Below are 16475 nucleotides of genomic sequence, written 5' to 3'. Positions count from 1 at the left end.
TGCAAACAACACAGGCTCAGGGGAACGTAACATGAAAACTCTAACTCAATTTTTTAATCCTTTAATGAATGAGGCCCAAGAAGACGCACAGTATGAAGTTATTGAAAATATGACTCTAGATACTAAAGAATTCAAGGGGTTGAGTATTTCAGGTTCTCTCTTCTCTCTCACTACCTTTAAGAATGTTTCCTTTGAGTCCTGTGTCTTTTATGGGTCAAAAATTGAGAATTGCAAGTTCATCAACTGTAAATTCATCAATTGCGACTTCCAATTTTCAAGTGTTTCGCACAGCAATTTTACTGGGACTCACTTTGTTAATTGCAATTGGGACTTTAGTCCAATTAGAAAGAGTGAGTTTAACTTCTCTCATCTTGACGCAAAAACAGTATATTACGCATCAAATGAGGACAATTTTTTAAGTTCTTGTATTAGCAACGTAGATCAAAGCTGGGAGCAAGCAATTGCAGCAGAGGAAGCTGTAGTACCACTAAAACAAGAGCAAACTGCAACCTTTACTGAACTTTTGGAGAACTTTCTCTTCGGTAAACAAGCAGCTTAATAAAATTAATTACTTAGCAACGAATATTCTTCAAAATGCCTCAAGGATATATTCGCTAAAAACATATCATTTAAAGATCGAGGCAATTTTCTAATCTAGTCACTGATAGATGGACCTATCAACTAGACAAATCTTTGGCCTACCGACTGATCTGGCACTCTCCGGAGTGCCAGAGCACATCTAAGAATAGGTCCTTCATTATATAAAGGAAACTGAGATGAAAGAACTTATAGCATCACTACTACTCTCATTCTTTATAGCTGAAACAGCACAAGCAGTTATTGTTGAATATATCGAACTCGACAATATACAATCACACCTTAAATCTATTGAATCTGACCTAGAATAATGGCTCTTTTAACTTAACTATCTAATTACACGTCAGGCCCTAAATATTCTCTTTAATTCGCAAAGTAGAGATAACTCCCTAAATAAATTAGATAACACCTATTTCCCACCTCGGGATAAATTTATCCCACTAAAATAATTTGATAGCACGTTAACGGAGGAAGAGTTGATGAGCAAACAAGATCAATTAGAAATTTTGTTTGATCAATATAGAGATGAACTAGATCAAGTCTATAATGATTGCATGCAAACAGGTCAGTTTTACGCTGGCGAATTCAATAACCACCTGGCCGTCATTTGGAAATCTGCAAAAGAAGATGGAATGGAACAATATGACTTTGAAGAGATTGTTCAAGATGTCGTGAACGAATATATCGATCACATCTTCTACCCCTTTCCAACATCAATGGCAGCGTAATAGAAAAATTATTACCACTTCGCTTGAATGAGCGAGTGGTTTTTTTTAGTTCTTTCTGTAGAAACAACCTACTGATTCATTATTTCTTCTTGAAGAGTTTAAAACCATGTAACCAACTTCGACTGCATTTCTAAGTCCGATTAAACTATCTCTTAATTCAGCATTTTTATAAAAGCGCTGAATCTCATCATACAACTCACTAAACATAGCATCAGCTCTTTTAAGTCGATGAGAAGTTCTAGTTAATCCAACATAGTTCCACATAGTTTGCTTAAGAGTTAGCCAATCTTGGGCAACAAGTGCAACGTCGGCTTCGAGATGTCCTTTTCGCCAATCTTGGATTTTATACCCATCATAGTGATTAAAAGTATCGATTCTTTTTAAAATATCTTCTGCAGCTATATATCCCCAAGTCAGTCCTTCAAGTAAAGAAGTCGAAGCTAGCCTATTTGCTCCATGAAGACCTGTACAGGCAACTTCTCCAACAGCATATAAACCTTCTAAATTAGTCCTTCCTTTCAAGTCAGTCTTAACTCCACCACATGTATAATGAGCGGCGGGAACAACCGGGATAGGCTCTTTAGTTATATCAACATTCTTTTCAAGACAGTGCTTATAAATTGTAGGGAACCTCTCTTTTATCCATTCGCTATCTTTATGTGTGATATCTAAATAAACGCAGTCGTGCCTTGTTTCAATTATTTCATCTGCAATCGCTCTAGAAACGACATCTCTTGGCGCAAGCTCTCGATCTGGATGATACTTCTCCATAAACGCGACGCCATTTGAATTAACAAGAATTCCTCCCTCACCTCTAACGGCTTCAGAGATTAGAAATCTTCTATGTGAAGAGGAATCAAAGAATGTTGTTGGATGAAATTGAATAAACTCCATATTAGTAAGAACCGCTCCTGCCCTCTTGGCCATTGCATGTCCATCACCTCTTGCGCCTTCCGAGTTCGAATGATGTAGGTATAAACCACCAACACCACCAGTTGCCAAGATTGTAAATTTCGATATGATTTTTGCAACTTCTCTAGTTTCTTGATTAAGAGCATACAGTCCAACAACATTATTATCTTCATATCTTTGCTGAAGCGTGACACCGTGATGCATTGGAGTCAAGAGATCTATCGCAGTATGTTTTGTAAGGATATGAACATTAGGAAATCTATTCTTATCTTTTAACATATTAATAAGAGAGATCTGAATTGACTTCCCTGTGAAATCTCCTTGATACAAAATTCGATCAATAGAGTGCGCGGCTTCTCTAGTATACAAGAGTTCACCAGAATCATCTCGAGCAAATTCAGTATTTGCTTCTTCTAATAAAACTTCTTTTAGAATATCTCCAGAACGATCTTTTAATATTTCGGCGGCCAATAAATTAGATGTATAAGCAGATGCTTTAGAAATATCATTAATTAAATCTTTATCTTGAGTATCAGAATAAATAATTCCACCCTGGGCCCAATATGTATTAGATAAATTCGGGTCTGCCTCACGTGTAAGTATTCCTACCTTCATTCCAGTCTTTGCCAACTTAGCAGCGGCAGTAAGTCCAGAAATTCCACAACCAATTATTGTGACATCGAATTTATATTCCATAATTAATCTCTTTGATATTTAAGTGACAAGTCTACACTTGGAGCACCATATGTGATTGACCCAACACTAATTGCATCTAGTCCTTCTATTAAATAACTTTCAAGAGAACTAAGATTAATTCCTCCGGATGCTTCATAAGTGACACCATTTTTCTTTAGAGAGATAGCTTCTTTAATTTGTTCAGGAGTAAAGTTATCTAACATTAAATGATTTACGCCTAAATCAAATGCGATTTTCAGCTCATCAATATCATGAATTTCAACTTCGATTGGTGTGTAGAACCCATTCATATTTCTAAAATATTCAACGGCTTGTTTAACTCCCCCAAAGAAAGATTTATGATTATCTTTAACCATCCAGACATCACTTTGTCCTAGACGATGATTAAAGCCACCACCTTGCTTAACAGAGTATTTCTCAAGACCTCTTAAGCCTGGAGTTGTTTTTCTCGTGTCGAGAATTTTTATTCCCCGCTTTGCCGCAAGGGTTGCAAATTTATTTGTAAAGGTTGCTATTGAAGAAGATCTTTGTAAAAGATTTAAAGCTATTCTTTCACCAGTTAGAGCGAGTGAAAACGGAAGTGTAAAGTTAATCTGAGAAAGATCTGACTTAGAAAATTGCTTACCTTCATACTCTTTAAATATATTCCAATCTAATTGTGCTCCGAGGTAGTTAAAGGCCGCGACAAAGTATGGGAGACCACTGAGGATCATATCATCTTTAATTTTTAGAGAACAACTAACAAGTTCATCTGGTAGTTGCGAAATATAAGAATGATTTCGTGAGAGATCGTCTTCACTGAAAAAATATTCCATATCTTTAAGAATTGATTTTTCAAATAAGTTTTGACTCATAAATACTCCTTAAGTTCTATCTTCATATCTCTTAAGAAACAATAAGTTAAGCCTAATACTCAATTTTGAGATGAGGGAAACCAAGCCTACGTAATTTCTATAACTTAGCCTTAAGCTTTAACGAGTAGCTTTGCTCTTTAACTAAGAATGAAGACCTTTAGACTAACGTTTATCATTCTCACTTCCAGTCTGCTGTTTGCTTTAAACCTGTCACAAACTCGTCATTATACACCTCAAAGAATTTCCCCCTTTATTAAGTCTCATCTTTTTGAAATGAAGAAGATTCAAACTCAAGAAAACTTTTCACTTACAAGGGCGTTCATAATTGGAGATAAGAGGAGCTTAAAAAAGAAACAAAAACAAAACTTTTCAATTTTACAAATTAACCATCTCTTTACTCCAAGTGGAATACATTTTAGTTCATTTTTTATTTTCTTCATTCCTCTAATTAGATTACTAAAAAGAAAGAATAAGATATTTCTCTCAGCACTTTTAGAGCTTTCCCTATGCTTAATGCCCTTTGGACTCAATCAACTGTATTCTTTAAAAAGAATTTCCCTATTAAGAATTTCGAACTTCTTTCTAAAAAGAACAAACTTAGAAATAGACTTTTTCTATATATTTCTTGTCTCTTTTTTTTTTGATTTTCTATTTGGAACCTATAGATACTCTCCATTGAGCTTTACCTTTAGTTTCTTATTTATTGGAGTACTACTCTCTACTCCCAAATCGAGCTTTATACTTATATCCTTCTTTATCGCAAACTTAATCATCACCTTTTTCTTTCACACCCAATTAAATATTTTAGGATTTATCCTAGGCTTTCTTATTACAACCGTATTTTCTCTAATTTTTCCATTTATGTTTCTAAGCTATTGGCCAAGTGCCCTAGTCGGAATAGATCTTTGCTCTCCATTCTTATGGATGATAAAATTTTTTGTTAATATCTCATCGATCGTTTCGAGATACTCTCCTAGCGTAGAGCTCGATTTTTTTGGATTTATATTACTGCTCATATTTTCAATAAATAGAAAGTTTTCAATTTTAATTCTTACAATTTTAATTTCAAGTAGCAGGATTTATAACGTCCCAGAAAATAGGATTAGAACAAAAGCAACAGTAGATACTAAAGATCATAGAAGGTGGACTTTTTACAAAGATAAACAAATTTTTAAAGATAAAGAGCAAACATGCTATAGGAAGATTATTCTCGATGGTCACAAGATTACTTGCCGACAAGTTAAGAAATAAAAAAGGGCACTTAATGTGCCCTTTCTCTAGTATGAAAGTAATTTTTTGAGTTGATTATAGACATCATCGATCTGAGGAAGAACATAGTCTTCAGAAGTAGGACAATAAGGAACATGAGTATCTTTAGCAGCGACTCTTAAAACAGGCGCATCTAAAGCCTCAAAACACTCTTCATTAACTCTTGCTGTAATTTCTCCAGCAAACCCAGAGGTCTTAGTTTCTTCGTGAGCAATAAGAAGCCTATTCGTTTTAGAAAGAGATTCTTTAATTGCATCCATATCAAAAGGAGCAAGAGTTCTTAAATCGATAACCTCAACAGAGAACCCTTCACTGTCTAGTCTTTTTGCAGCTTCGATAGATTTTTGAACCAGAGCTCCCCAAGCGACTACAGTTGCATCTGTTCCTTCTCGAGCTATTCTAGCCTTACCAAATGGAATCATATACTCAGAACCTGTATCAGCAGTTCTATTGTACCCTTGATAGTAAAGGTGCTTATGTTCTAAGAACATAACTGGATCATCTGCACGAATTGCAGTTCTTAATAATCCTGCCGCATCGGCTGCATTTGATGGGTATGCAACACAAATACCTGGAATATGAGTAAAGAGAGATTCTCCACATTGTGAGTGGTACATAGCACCACCTCTTAAGTATCCACCAATTGGGACTCTAACAACCATTGGACACTTGAAGTCTCCACCAGAGCGGTAACGAGTTGTCGCCATTTCATTTTTTAATTGCATATATGCAGTCCAGATATAATCGAAGAACTGAATTTCAACAACCGGCTTAATACCTCTCATGGCCATACCAATAGCACGACCAATGATATTTGCTTCAGCTAGTGCCGAGTTAAATACCTGTCCTTCTTTAGAAGCTCTTTGAACTCCTGAAGAAACCTTAAAAACACCACCCTTACCTTTTAGATCTGGGTTATCGAGTTTTTCTAATTGTGAGAAATCTGCCACGTCTTCACCAAACATTCTAAGTAGAGGGTTTGATGAGAACTCGCTCTTTAGAACAGCGTTTATTGCTCCGGCCATTGGAATATCGTCATTACCTTCAAGTAAAGGCGTAGTATCAAACTCAGATGAAGCAATATTTACGTCTTCAGAAAATAGATGCTTTAAAGAGTCTTCAGGCTTCGGCCACTCTGTTGCAATTGCCTTTGTCATCGCTTCTCTAACTTCTGCAGAAACTTCTTTTAAAAGTGCATCGATCTCTTCTCTTGTCATCATTCCTGTTTTAATTAAAGTCTCAGGGTAAGAAACAAAACAATCGATTTTCTTTTCCTCTTCAAGCTCTTCAGTCGTTCTATACATTGATTGATCATCAGACAAAGAATGAGAGTAAGGTCTTGTTACATGAGAGTGAACAAGTGCTGGACCTTTTTTCTTTCTAATATGCTCTACTGCTTCAACGAAAGCAGCGTAAGATTCAATTGGACAGTTACCGTTACATTCAATAACTTTTAGACTTGGAAAGTCTTTCATTGCCTTAGAGATTGATCCACCCGGAGTTTGAACAAAAGTAGGCGTCGAAATTGCGTAACCATTGTCTTCAACATGAAATAAAACTGGTAGCTTATTAACACACGCAGTTGTCATTCCTTCCCAAAACTCTCCTTGAGAAGTTGTTCCATCACCACAAGATGTGTAGACAACTTCATCATCATGAAAGTCCATCCCTTCTAAAGTCTCACCACTAGCCGCAAGATTAGTGAGGTACTCTCCAGCTTCTGCGACACCACATGCCTGTAGAAACTGAGTTCCAGTACAAGATGATTTTGTAACAATATTTAAATTAACATTTCCCCAATGAGCAGGCATTTGTCTTCCATGAGAAGCTGTATCACCAACATTTCCATTTGCCTGACAAAGCATTTCATATGGAGTTACACCTAGACCCGTACAAAGAGCTCTATCTCTGTAATAAGGAATAAACCAATCGTACTTAGGCTTCATTGCTTTGGCCGCAGCAGAAAGAACCGCTTCGTGTCCAGCACCAGAAATTTGAAAGAATGCCTTAGACTGTTTTTTCATTGAAATTTCTGCATCATCTAATTTTCTAGATACAAAAATATTTCTTAAAAGAGCGACTAGATCTTCTTTTTTTAACTTATATTTTTTCGCTAATTTTAATTTTTCTTCACCAGAAAGTACTTTTAATTTCTTAGAACTCATTTCTTTTGGTCCCTTTGTTTTATCGAGCATTACAACTCCTCACTGGGTCTCCCAGCAATATTAAAAAATTCTAGCAAACACTACCTAAAAGAAGATAGAATGTCTAAAATAACGCGACATTAAGTTTTGTAAGTATTTGATTTTATGAATAGTTAGAAGCCGTAACTAGCACTGAGTGCAAAGCGCCTATCTTCTTTTCCTCGAAATTCGTTAGTGGTTGTATCAACAGCATATGTTGTGAGGTCAAACTCTAGAGTCTGTGACTTTATTCCTAGTCCTCCAGATCCCCAACCATCTCCATATCCGAACCTAAAAAAGAACTTTCTTGCGATATCAAACTCTGCCCCAAAGGTAATTTTCCTATTAGTTGAAACTCCGCTATGAAGACCGGTTATATCCTTATAATTTGTCTCCAAATGAAGCCTAACTACTTTTCCAATTTGTGGCGTAATTGAAAAACCAACATCTACAGAATTCACAACATCTGTTGGCGCTCCATTAGTACTTCCGACAGAAAATTTTTGTTGAAAAGCATTATTCATCTTAGCAGAGAATGTAGGAAGAAATTTGATCGGTAAAGTTAATTTCGTTCCCGCTACTACAATTAGGGCCGATCCCTTTTTTGTATCATCATCTCTAATAGCAAATTCAATATTTGCATCTCTTTCACCTTGAACTTCATTTCGATTTAAGTAAGTGGCCGAAGCTCCTACTTTAAAGACTCCTCCAAATAAAGAAAGGTTTAAAGCGGCATATGGTCCGTGGTCTCTTCTATCTGCATACTCAAAAAGAGCATCCTCTGCTGTTCCAATTGTCGATCTTGTTCTCTTAGAAAAAAGGTAACCTAAACTGAAATAGCGTGTCGTAAAATTTGGTAAGAAATTAAATCTCTGATGATTGATAGAGCCTTTATTCTCAAGCAGCATCTTTCTTTGACCGTTTAAGGAAAATGCATCCATTGCATTTCCCATAATCTTAGTCATATTACCGCCTGTCGCATTTGAAATAAGACCCTTATTAACTTCAAAATGAAAATTACTAATGTGAAAGTGAGTCTTTCTAACTGTTCCTAAACCTGCCGGATTATAGTAAACAGCTGAAGCATCGTCGGCCTTTGAAACATATGCATTACCGATTGCGAGTGCTCGTGCGGAAGTTGCCAATTCAGGAAATATGGCGTCTTCAAAATCTATCGAAAAGACATTCAAGCTCAAAGTCATTGCCGATAAAGTAAATAGAGTCTTTAGACATCTTATACTATTCATCAACTTATTTTAGCAGAGGCGATGCGGCATTCGAATGGGGAAAGAAGTGTGCCCTAAAGTGAATTACTTTCAAGAGTAATTTACTCAAGTTCTATAATTTATCGAATTTATATATCCTCCCAAAGGAATTTGGGAGGATTTTAGAAGGTATAATTATCTAGTTTTTCTACCTGGGAATCTGTGACCAAGATTACCAAGGTATTTTCCATTGATATTCTTAATGGCCTCAATTCTGCTTTCAGCAAGTACATCTGTTGCCTTATTTACAGGAATATTCTGTTCTTGAGAAATTGCAAAAACCTGAAGAGTAGTATCGTAAATTGTATCTACCATTCTTGAAGACTTATCATCAGACCAGCCTTCAAATTCAATAGAAACGTTCATTAATCCACCAGCATTGATTAAATAATCAGGAGCATAAAGAATTCCTTTTTCTTTTAGGATTTCACCATGGCGATCTTCAGCTAATTGGTTATTAGCAGCACCTGCTACAACCTTGCACTTTAATCTATTGATTGTATCGTCATTAATTGTTGCACCTAGAGCACATGGAGCATAGATATCGCAATCAACATCATAAATATCATTCACGCCAACAACTTCAATCGATGGAACAGTTTCTTTTAAAAGCTCTAAGTTTGATTCACTGATGTCACACACTTTAACATGTGCACCCGCTTCTACAAGATAGCTTGCTAAGTATCTTCCAACAGAACCAGCTCCTTGAATTGCAACAGTCTTACCTTTTGGAGATCTATCTCCCCACACCTGCATACAACATGCTTCAATTCCTCTGAATACACCTTTAGCTGTATACGGAGATGGGTTACCTGATCCACCATGAACCTGAGCAACACCACAAACATTACTTGTTTCAGTAAATACGTGTTCAATATCTTCAACTCCAATATTCACATCTTCTGCTGTGATATATCTTCCGTTTAATGATTCTAAAAATCTACCGTATGATCTAAATAGAGCTTCAGACTTATCTGTTTTTGGATCTCCAATAATAACAGCTTTACCACCACCTAGATTTAATCCAGATACAGCTGCTTTATAAGTCATTCCCTTAGACAGTCTTAGTACATCATTTATAGCTTCTTCTTCAGATGCATAAGGCCACATTCTCGTACCACCTAATGCTGGTCCAAGTGTAGTATTATGGATTGCAACAATTGCCTTTAGATTACAGCTTGGATCGCTAAAGAAAATTACCTCTTCGTGTCCGTCTTTATATAATCTTTCAAAGCTCATCATTTTTTGGCTCCCTTGTGTGAGATCTAAGTATTTCATTTCATGAACCGATATGGTTCACATACATGTTAAAATTTGACGAAACTATAGTCATTAAAGGATGAAATTCGTATGCACACTGTGTCACTCGTAGAACTTGCTGAGGACGGGGAAACTCTATCAGAAAATGTATTAACTTTTGAAGTTGCTGAGGGTCAAGTCCTCTGGGAATCTCTTGAATTACAAGGACATGAGCTACCTAGTGGTTGTCTCGCAGGCTCTTGTGGCTCTTGTAGAATCAATGTCATTGAGGGGGAAGAAAACCTATCAAAACTAAGTGTTATTGAAAAAGATACTATTGACCACTTAAACGAATCATATTTAGAGACCCATGGTAAAGACTGGATTGAAGGCAAAAACTTAAGACTATCGTGCCGCTCTAAAGTATTTGGGGATATAAAAATTCACGTACTAAAGAAGTAAACTCTAGAGTTCTAGAGTTTTCATCTTTGATTCAATAGTGAGAAAATCTTCTTCGTCTTTCCAAGATTCAGTGAAAAGAATTTCACCATCTAAAATATTCAAAGAAAGTTTATATACACCATCAAGGTAACTTATCTCTATTTTATCCTTTGTTATGGTTCCCACTCTTTGATTACGATAAAATAATTCACTATCCACAATATCAAAACTTGATGGTGGATAACTTGCTTGAATATCTGCGCAAATATAGCCGCCATCTAAAATCATAAATCGACTATTCGTTTTCTTTAGCTGTAGGAAAACCTCTTGGCACTTCCCACTGTTTCGGTCCGATTCATAAAAACCCGTTGCGCTCCACTTTCCAGTGAATCCCGCAACGGTTGATATTGAAAAAAGTATTGTTAAAAAGATTTTCATTATTGGTTTCTCTTAAATCTTCTTATACGGGCATTAATATCATCGGCACTATCAACAGCGGTGTCCCAAGCAGTATAGATTTGTTTTTTTACACCTGCTCTCAAATCCCCTGCAACATATAATCGATCAATATTAGTCTCACCCTTTTCATTAGTTATTACAAAACCTCTATTATCGACTTCTGCACCTAGAGACTTCGCCAACTCGTTGTAAACAATCATTCCAAGAGAGACAAAGCTCATTTGAACATCAATTACTCCGTCTCCCATAACTTCGAAAGACTCAAGCTTTCCTGCCTTAGTATCGCCATTAATTCCAAGAATTTCTCCCTCGTAAACTTCGATACCATACTTTTCAATTAGGGCACTCACTTCTTCATCAAACTCTGGAGTCTCACCATTTGTAAATATTTTCATTGCCGGTGGTTGATACCTCTCATACAACATCGCTGCAACCCAACCAGCACCATTTCCGTGACCTATAATTCCAGTTTCTTTTCCATAAATATGATGTCCATCACATCTAAGGCAGTAGTCTATGGACTGATTATTTGCATATGGAAATACTGGTGCCATCTCACCTTGAATCATAGGCTGAACGTCCATAACTCCAGTAGCAATAATGACGTAATTGGCCTTATATAGTTCCTCTTTATTATCTTTTAGAATAAAGAGATCTCCTTCCTTTTTAATTTCAGTAATTCCCTTATTCTTCATCCAATGAAACTTATCTTTAAGTTCACTTTCTTCAGACAACCAAGTTAATGATTCTCTATTAGGTTGTTCAATACCTTTTTTATACTCTAAGTGCCCAGGCATGTTCTCGACCTTAGTCACCCACATTGCTCTAGATTTTTTCTTATCTTTTCCCGTTCCTGGAAATAGAATAGTTTCATCATTATTTAAAACAGATCTTAAGGCGGCCATTGTTCCCGCTGAACCTCCTCCAATAATTGCTACGTCATATATTTTTTCACTCATAATTAGCTCCTTAAAAACATAATAGATTATAGCTCAAAATCTAGGAAATAGATTTGAGCTATATCATTATAATAACAATTTATCGGTAGTTTTGCTTATACAGCAGGAGTCTTTGAGGTACTAGATTGGTCAGAAATAGCTTCACCAGCATCCTCATCATGAGCATTTGCGGCGTCACGTCTAGAAAAGAAGTGCTTCTCGCCGTCTACATCTTGAATTCGAACTTCTCTAATCTCATAGTCTTGAACTTTTTTCAGCTCAAAAGAGAGACCTTCCCAAACAATAATTTGTCCTTCTTCAGGAAAATTATTACCCAGCATATCTAAAATGAATCCCGATACGGTTGAATAGTTGTCATTTAAAGGAATCTTTATACTAAATTCATTATAGAGATCTCTTAAAGAAAGGGAGCCTTCAATATAAATTCCAGACTCAAGATCACTTTCTTGATATTCTTTATTGATTGAATCTTCTTCCTCATCGTGCTCATCTTGAATCTCTCCAAAAATTTCTTCAACGATATCTTCAAGAGTGATAATTCCAACAACAAGTCCATTCTCATCTTTAACTAGAGCAAGGTGAACTTTCTTTCTATTCATATGATCAAAGACTGCTTGAATCTTCATATGCTCATATACGAAAAAAGGTGTTTTTAAATGATTTTCAATTTTAAATGAATCCCTATGATCAGGGTCAAGGAAAACAAGTTCTTTTACATGAAGAAAGCCTTTCATATTTTCAAGCTCATCTTCACAAACGGGGAATCTCGAGTGGGCATCGGCTTCGACGACACTTAAGACTTCTTTATAGTTCATTGTCGTTTTAAGATACTTGATTTTTTGCCTAGGAATCATAATATCTTTAACTTTAATTTTAGGGAAATCTAAAACAGAGTGAAGAAGGTCAACCTGTTTAGAGTCTATCGTATTTTCTTTTTCTGCTTTTTGAACCATGTACTCAATATCTAATTTCGTAATTAGTCGACCTGTTAATTCAGCATTCTCACCCAAGAATGTTGTAATGAACCAAACGATACTTTTAATAATTGGAAAGAGAACAATATACCAACTTTGAAGAAATCTAATTGTAGGTACAGCTAAAGTTTCAGCATGAGTTCTGGCAAAAGTTTTTGGAATAATTTCACCAAAAATTAGAATTACAAAAGTTGTAATACCAACGGCAATACCAATTGAATCACTAGAGAAAACACGGGCCGTGATAGTTGTCATCAGTGACGAAGCAAAAATATTAACAACGTTATTTCCAACTAAGATAGTAGTCAGTAGCTCATTAGGCCTTTCAACCATAAAGTTTAAAGCATTGGCCTTTGCTCCACCGGCCTCAATTATTTGTCGCGCTCTATCAATATTAATGGACATTAAAACAGCTTCTGAACCAGAGAAAATACCGGAAAAAAGAAAGCAGGCCACAAGAGCGACTATTTCATAGGTCTCAATCATGACAACGGTCCTGTTAATAAATGAAAGGGTAAAGGGTCTGTGGAGTCGTTCGGACTGGCCTCAATACTATGGCCGCGAAATGGAGGTTCTATTTCATAGTTCCTGGTTAAGTTAATATCTCTATGCATTATCAATTAAATGCCTTTATATAATACAATGCATTGTTATTAAAGTCTATAATGCATGTAAAATCAATCTTTTATTAGTGGTGTTCTAATTGCTCTCCGCCAAAATCGTGGTCAGAGTAGACAATTCTATCGTTCATCTCATGATTAAAGCCATACAACTCTTCCATATTGGTCAAATTTCTAAAAATCGTATTACATTTATAACAAATCGCTACCTTAGCAAGTTTTCTAAAGAGAAATAAGTCCAGTGCGTAAAGAACAATAAAAGAGATTCCGTAGGTCCAAATAGATAGAATTGCGGCTATCACAAAGAGGGCCACACCAATCTTTCTATTAAAGTCCTTTTGAGAGTAAAAGTCTTTTCTTTGACAACAAGGACAATCCTTAAGAATCCCCTTAGCGTGATTCTCATCAAAAGTGACATTCATCTCATTTGAGCAAACATCGCAAATTGCCTTATGGGCATCAACATCTGGGTGAATATGGATTCCTGATCCACATTCTGAACATGTTAAAGTGACTTCCATCATATCAGTAATCCGTATTTAAATAATAAGTATGCCGAAACTAACTCTCCGACAAAAACAAAGATTGTCATAGCGTATAGAACACCTGTCGCGCTTTGAGTAGATCTAATCACTACTAATTTCCACGTAAAAATGCTCATTACAAGGATGACAACATAGCCCCAAACAACACGCATCGTCAACATCATCCAGTTAAAGGCGTAGCCTCCACCTAGCTGAGTAAACTCTTGAAAGAATGCCCAATTTTTAGAGATCTCAAGCCCCGACCACGTAATTTTAATAGCAAGTATAGTCCAAAGAACTAGCACCGCAACCTTAAGTGGGTTTTCACTTAGCCTTGGAACTACTAAGTAATAATGCCCTAGCGTCATCGCATAAACGATAATTCCAAGAATCACAGATGAGGAAACTCCAAAGAGAAACATTGGCCCCCATCCATTTTGGAACTTTAAAAGAAGGAGTAATAAGGTCGCATTATGAATAATAAAGAGCACCCACATAAAAAGAGATTTCTCATCCTTATGAAAGAGTCGTATGAGTAGAAAGCAAATGGCCGCAATATAGTACTTTATTGAAAAGGGATCGCTAAATGTTCCATATGTTAAGTGGATAATTGTGGCGACTAAAGTAGAGCCCAGACAAACGCTATTAATCAAACCCTGAAACCCAGCACCTGTCATTTTAGAGTCAGCAACCCAAGTAAATAGTCCTACACCTAAGGCAAGAGTTAAAAAAAAGAACTCGGCGACATTTACTATTTCTGCACCCATATTTTCTCCAAGAAACCAGCATCTAAATGCTTCTTTAAATAATCAAGTAAATCATCAATTATCTCGTAATTTACCGCAGGCAACCGATCTTTGTAAGCTAAACTTTTTGACTTAAAAGTAAAATCAAACCAATCACCATTAAGTGGCACTAATTCTTGTCCATTAGCAAAGTGGACAAACAGACACACAGATCTATCTTTATACTCATAGCTTACAATCTTAAATTGCTCAAGATGAGTAATATCAATCTGTGACTCTTCTTTAAGCTCTCTTTTACACGCACTTATTGGAAGTTCACCATCCTCAATCTTTCCTCCAGGAAACTCTAAAAGACCATTTAGAGGTCCATTTTCACTTCTTTGTTGCATCCACAGCTTGCAGCCAAGCTCAGATACATCTTTAACAAGAATAATTATTGAAACAGGTATAATCACTTCGATTCCTAGAATAAATTACGTGATCTTTTCTAGCAAAAATAGAAAGTGACTACAAGTCTTGAGAATTTGACACGAATGGTCTATAAGCAACCCATGAGAAAGCTTCCTTTTAAAGAAAGATCCCTATTGTTTGCACCTATGGAAGGCGTTACCGACGAGCCTTATCGAATTGCCATTGATCGTGCTTTTCCTGAGTGGGATTACCTGTGTACGGATTTTCTTAGAGTACCGACAGTAGGAAAGTTTTCAAATGAAAAAATACTATCTCACTATGGCCATAAAGTTTTGGCCAACTCTCAGCTGAGAAAAAAGACAGGATTTCAAATTCTGACGAGCTATAGGGCCCAAACTGAAGACACTGTAAAAAAGATTGAAGCTATTAATGAAATAACTCACCTTGACCTCAACCTAGGTTGTCCATCTAAAAAAGTTAATGCTCATAAAGGTGGAGCCTACTTATTAAGTGAAATGAAAGAGCTCAGAGAGATCATTCAAATTATTAGAAAGAACTATTCTAAAACATTTACTGTAAAAATTAGAATTGGATATAAGAATACTGATAAGTTCTTTGACTCCTTAAAACTTTTTGAAGATGAAGGTGTCGATGCCATAACAATTCATGGACGAACTCGTGATGAGCTATATCGTGGAATAGCAAACTGGGACTACATAAAGAAGGCGGTCCAAAGTGTTTCAATTCCAGTCATAGGCAACGGTGATGTTTGGACATTAAGGGATATTGATAGAATGTTTACTCAAGTTGGATGCGACTCTATCATGCTTGGTAGAGGAGCTTTAAAAACACCTTGGTTAGCAACTTTATATAATCAGTATCGTGATAACTATGATGAGCTAGATGACGATTTCTTGCTTGAAGAAAGAAAGAAGTATTTACAAAATTATTTTGATGAACTTGAACGAGAATATAAGAAAGTGCAAACAAAGCAGGTTAATGTTCTTAATCGCTTTAAGTCTTTTTCAAGATACTTATTTGATGATTTTCAAAATGGCGATGCAGTCAGATCAAGCTTTCAAAGAGCAGAGTCGTTAGACCATTTTAAAGATCTACTCTACGGAATCTAGCTTTTTTTCAAGCTGTCTTAATCTTAAGTAATAAATCAGTTCGAAATATGCAGACCCTGCAAGAGTTAAGATAAACCATCCTTTTGAACTAAGAAAATAAGAGAAGAAACTAATCAGAATCGGAGGCAAAGAGCGAAGAAAAACATTTTTCCAATAGCTCTCACTAAATGATCCCAGAAAGTCATCTAACCTAAAAATGAATTTCAAAAAACTAAACTTATACTTTTTAAGAAGAATTCTTTCTCTGAGTGTTGGGGCCTTTATAGTAAAGTTCCAACAAAATCCCAAAATAATAAAGTTTAAAGAAGAATAATTTAGACTCACTCCCCAAAGCAAAGTAGTCAGAATAATAAGAGCAATCAAGTAGGTTAATAAGTATTTATTGTTTTCATTTAAAGTCATTGAAATCATTATAACAGAGAAATTCTTGCTATCTCTCATTTTTTTTTACTCCCCCTTATAATCTAA

18 protein-coding genes are annotated in these 16475 nt (G+C 35.9%); 6 read left to right on the top strand and 12 right to left on the bottom strand.

All coding sequences use genetic code 11. The features are described 5' to 3' along the window. The first annotated feature begins 31 nt into the window (after positions 1-31). From DPQ89_RS17950 to DPQ89_RS17945, 3 genes are all read left to right on the top strand, one after another. On the top strand, positions 32-559 hold the full coding sequence (locus tag DPQ89_RS17950) for a pentapeptide repeat-containing protein (protein ID WP_164848528.1): 528 nt from the start codon (positions 32-34) through the stop codon (positions 557-559). Between the two features lie 217 nt (positions 560-776). After that, complete coding sequence (locus tag DPQ89_RS18775) at positions 777-908, top strand: hypothetical protein (RefSeq protein ID WP_255411361.1); 132 nt, start codon at positions 777-779, stop codon at positions 906-908. 168 nt (positions 909-1076) lie between these two features. Continuing rightward, positions 1077-1325, top strand: coding sequence for a hypothetical protein (locus tag DPQ89_RS17945; protein ID WP_127718427.1), 249 nt, complete (start codon positions 1077-1079; stop codon positions 1323-1325). 45 nt (positions 1326-1370) lie between these two features. On the opposite strand, the gene DPQ89_RS17940 is transcribed toward DPQ89_RS17945, so the two are convergent. After that, complete coding sequence (locus DPQ89_RS17940; RefSeq protein ID WP_127718426.1) at positions 1371-2933, bottom strand: L-aspartate oxidase; 1563 nt, start codon at positions 2931-2933, stop codon at positions 1371-1373. Between the two features lie 2 nt (positions 2934-2935). Continuing rightward, complete coding sequence (gene nadC, locus DPQ89_RS17935) at positions 2936-3787, bottom strand: carboxylating nicotinate-nucleotide diphosphorylase (RefSeq protein WP_127718425.1); 852 nt, start codon at positions 3785-3787, stop codon at positions 2936-2938. A 273-nt stretch (positions 3788-4060) separates the two neighbouring features. On the opposite strand from nadC, the gene DPQ89_RS17930 reads away from it, so the two are divergent. Then, on the top strand, positions 4061-5038 hold the full coding sequence (locus DPQ89_RS17930) for a hypothetical protein (RefSeq protein ID WP_127718424.1): 978 nt from the start codon (positions 4061-4063) through the stop codon (positions 5036-5038). A gap of 26 nt (positions 5039-5064) precedes the next feature. On the opposite strand, the gene DPQ89_RS17925 is transcribed toward DPQ89_RS17930, so the two are convergent. The 3 genes from DPQ89_RS17925 to DPQ89_RS17915 all read right to left on the bottom strand — a co-directional run bounded on the left by DPQ89_RS17925 (position 5065) and on the right by DPQ89_RS17915 (position 9746). Further along, positions 5065-7251 (bottom strand): thiamine pyrophosphate-dependent enzyme, encoded by a 2187-nt coding sequence (locus DPQ89_RS17925; RefSeq protein ID WP_127718423.1) that lies wholly within the window; start codon positions 7249-7251, stop codon positions 5065-5067. 122 nt (positions 7252-7373) lie between these two features. After that, positions 7374-8486, bottom strand: coding sequence for a hypothetical protein (locus tag DPQ89_RS17920; RefSeq protein ID WP_127718422.1), 1113 nt, complete (start codon positions 8484-8486; stop codon positions 7374-7376). Between the two features lie 153 nt (positions 8487-8639). Continuing rightward, positions 8640-9746 carry a Glu/Leu/Phe/Val dehydrogenase dimerization domain-containing protein gene (locus DPQ89_RS17915; protein WP_206611194.1) on the bottom strand — a complete coding sequence of 369 codons (1107 nt, stop codon included), beginning with the start codon at positions 9744-9746 and terminating at the stop codon, positions 8640-8642. A 108-nt stretch (positions 9747-9854) separates the two neighbouring features. Here DPQ89_RS17915 and DPQ89_RS17910 point away from each other — a divergent pair, with 108 nt between their 5' ends. Further along, complete coding sequence (locus DPQ89_RS17910; protein ID WP_127718421.1) at positions 9855-10205, top strand: 2Fe-2S iron-sulfur cluster-binding protein; 351 nt, start codon at positions 9855-9857, stop codon at positions 10203-10205. A gap of 3 nt (positions 10206-10208) precedes the next feature. Here the strand turns inward: DPQ89_RS17910 and DPQ89_RS17905 are convergent, their stop codons facing one another. The 6 genes from DPQ89_RS17905 to DPQ89_RS17880 all read right to left on the bottom strand — a co-directional run bounded on the left by DPQ89_RS17905 (position 10209) and on the right by DPQ89_RS17880 (position 14921). Continuing rightward, positions 10209-10622, bottom strand: a complete 414-nt coding sequence (locus tag DPQ89_RS17905; protein ID WP_127718420.1) for a hypothetical protein — start codon at positions 10620-10622, stop codon at positions 10209-10211. Further along, positions 10622-11602, bottom strand: coding sequence for an NAD(P)/FAD-dependent oxidoreductase (locus DPQ89_RS17900; protein ID WP_127718419.1), 981 nt, complete (start codon positions 11600-11602; stop codon positions 10622-10624). The genes DPQ89_RS17905 and DPQ89_RS17900 overlap by 1 nt, the downstream gene beginning before the upstream one ends. A gap of 95 nt (positions 11603-11697) precedes the next feature. Next, the gene (locus DPQ89_RS17895) at positions 11698-13062 is read right to left on the bottom strand and encodes a hemolysin family protein (RefSeq protein ID WP_127718418.1); all 1365 of its coding nucleotides are present in this window, start codon (positions 13060-13062) and stop codon (positions 11698-11700) included. Between the two features lie 202 nt (positions 13063-13264). After that, positions 13265-13720: a hypothetical protein gene (locus tag DPQ89_RS17890; protein WP_127718417.1), complete on the bottom strand. Its 456-nt coding sequence runs from the start codon at positions 13718-13720 to the stop codon at positions 13265-13267. Further along, positions 13717-14487 (bottom strand): hypothetical protein, encoded by a 771-nt coding sequence (locus DPQ89_RS17885; RefSeq protein WP_127718416.1) that lies wholly within the window; start codon positions 14485-14487, stop codon positions 13717-13719. The genes DPQ89_RS17890 and DPQ89_RS17885 overlap by 4 nt, the downstream gene beginning before the upstream one ends. Further along, positions 14472-14921 carry an NUDIX domain-containing protein gene (locus DPQ89_RS17880; RefSeq protein WP_127718415.1) on the bottom strand — a complete coding sequence of 150 codons (450 nt, stop codon included), beginning with the start codon at positions 14919-14921 and terminating at the stop codon, positions 14472-14474. The genes DPQ89_RS17885 and DPQ89_RS17880 overlap by 16 nt, the downstream gene beginning before the upstream one ends. A 96-nt stretch (positions 14922-15017) precedes the next feature. Here DPQ89_RS17880 and DPQ89_RS17875 point away from each other — a divergent pair, with 96 nt between their 5' ends. Continuing rightward, a complete protein-coding gene (locus tag DPQ89_RS17875) occupies positions 15018-16007 on the top strand; it encodes a tRNA-dihydrouridine synthase (RefSeq protein ID WP_164848526.1) in 990 nt (329 codons plus the stop codon). Here the strand turns inward: DPQ89_RS17875 and DPQ89_RS17870 are convergent. Then, positions 15990-16448 (bottom strand): hypothetical protein, encoded by a 459-nt coding sequence (locus tag DPQ89_RS17870; RefSeq protein WP_127718413.1) that lies wholly within the window; start codon positions 16446-16448, stop codon positions 15990-15992. The two genes, DPQ89_RS17875 and DPQ89_RS17870, sit on opposite strands and share 18 nt — an antisense overlap. Between the last annotated feature and the right edge of the window lie 27 nt (positions 16449-16475).

The sequence above is a fragment of the Halobacteriovorax sp. HLS genome, assembly GCF_004006665.1.
Lineage (GTDB): Bacteria > Bdellovibrionota > Bacteriovoracia > Bacteriovoracales > Bacteriovoracaceae > Halobacteriovorax.
This window is presented reverse-complemented; position numbering and strand designations above follow the sequence as displayed.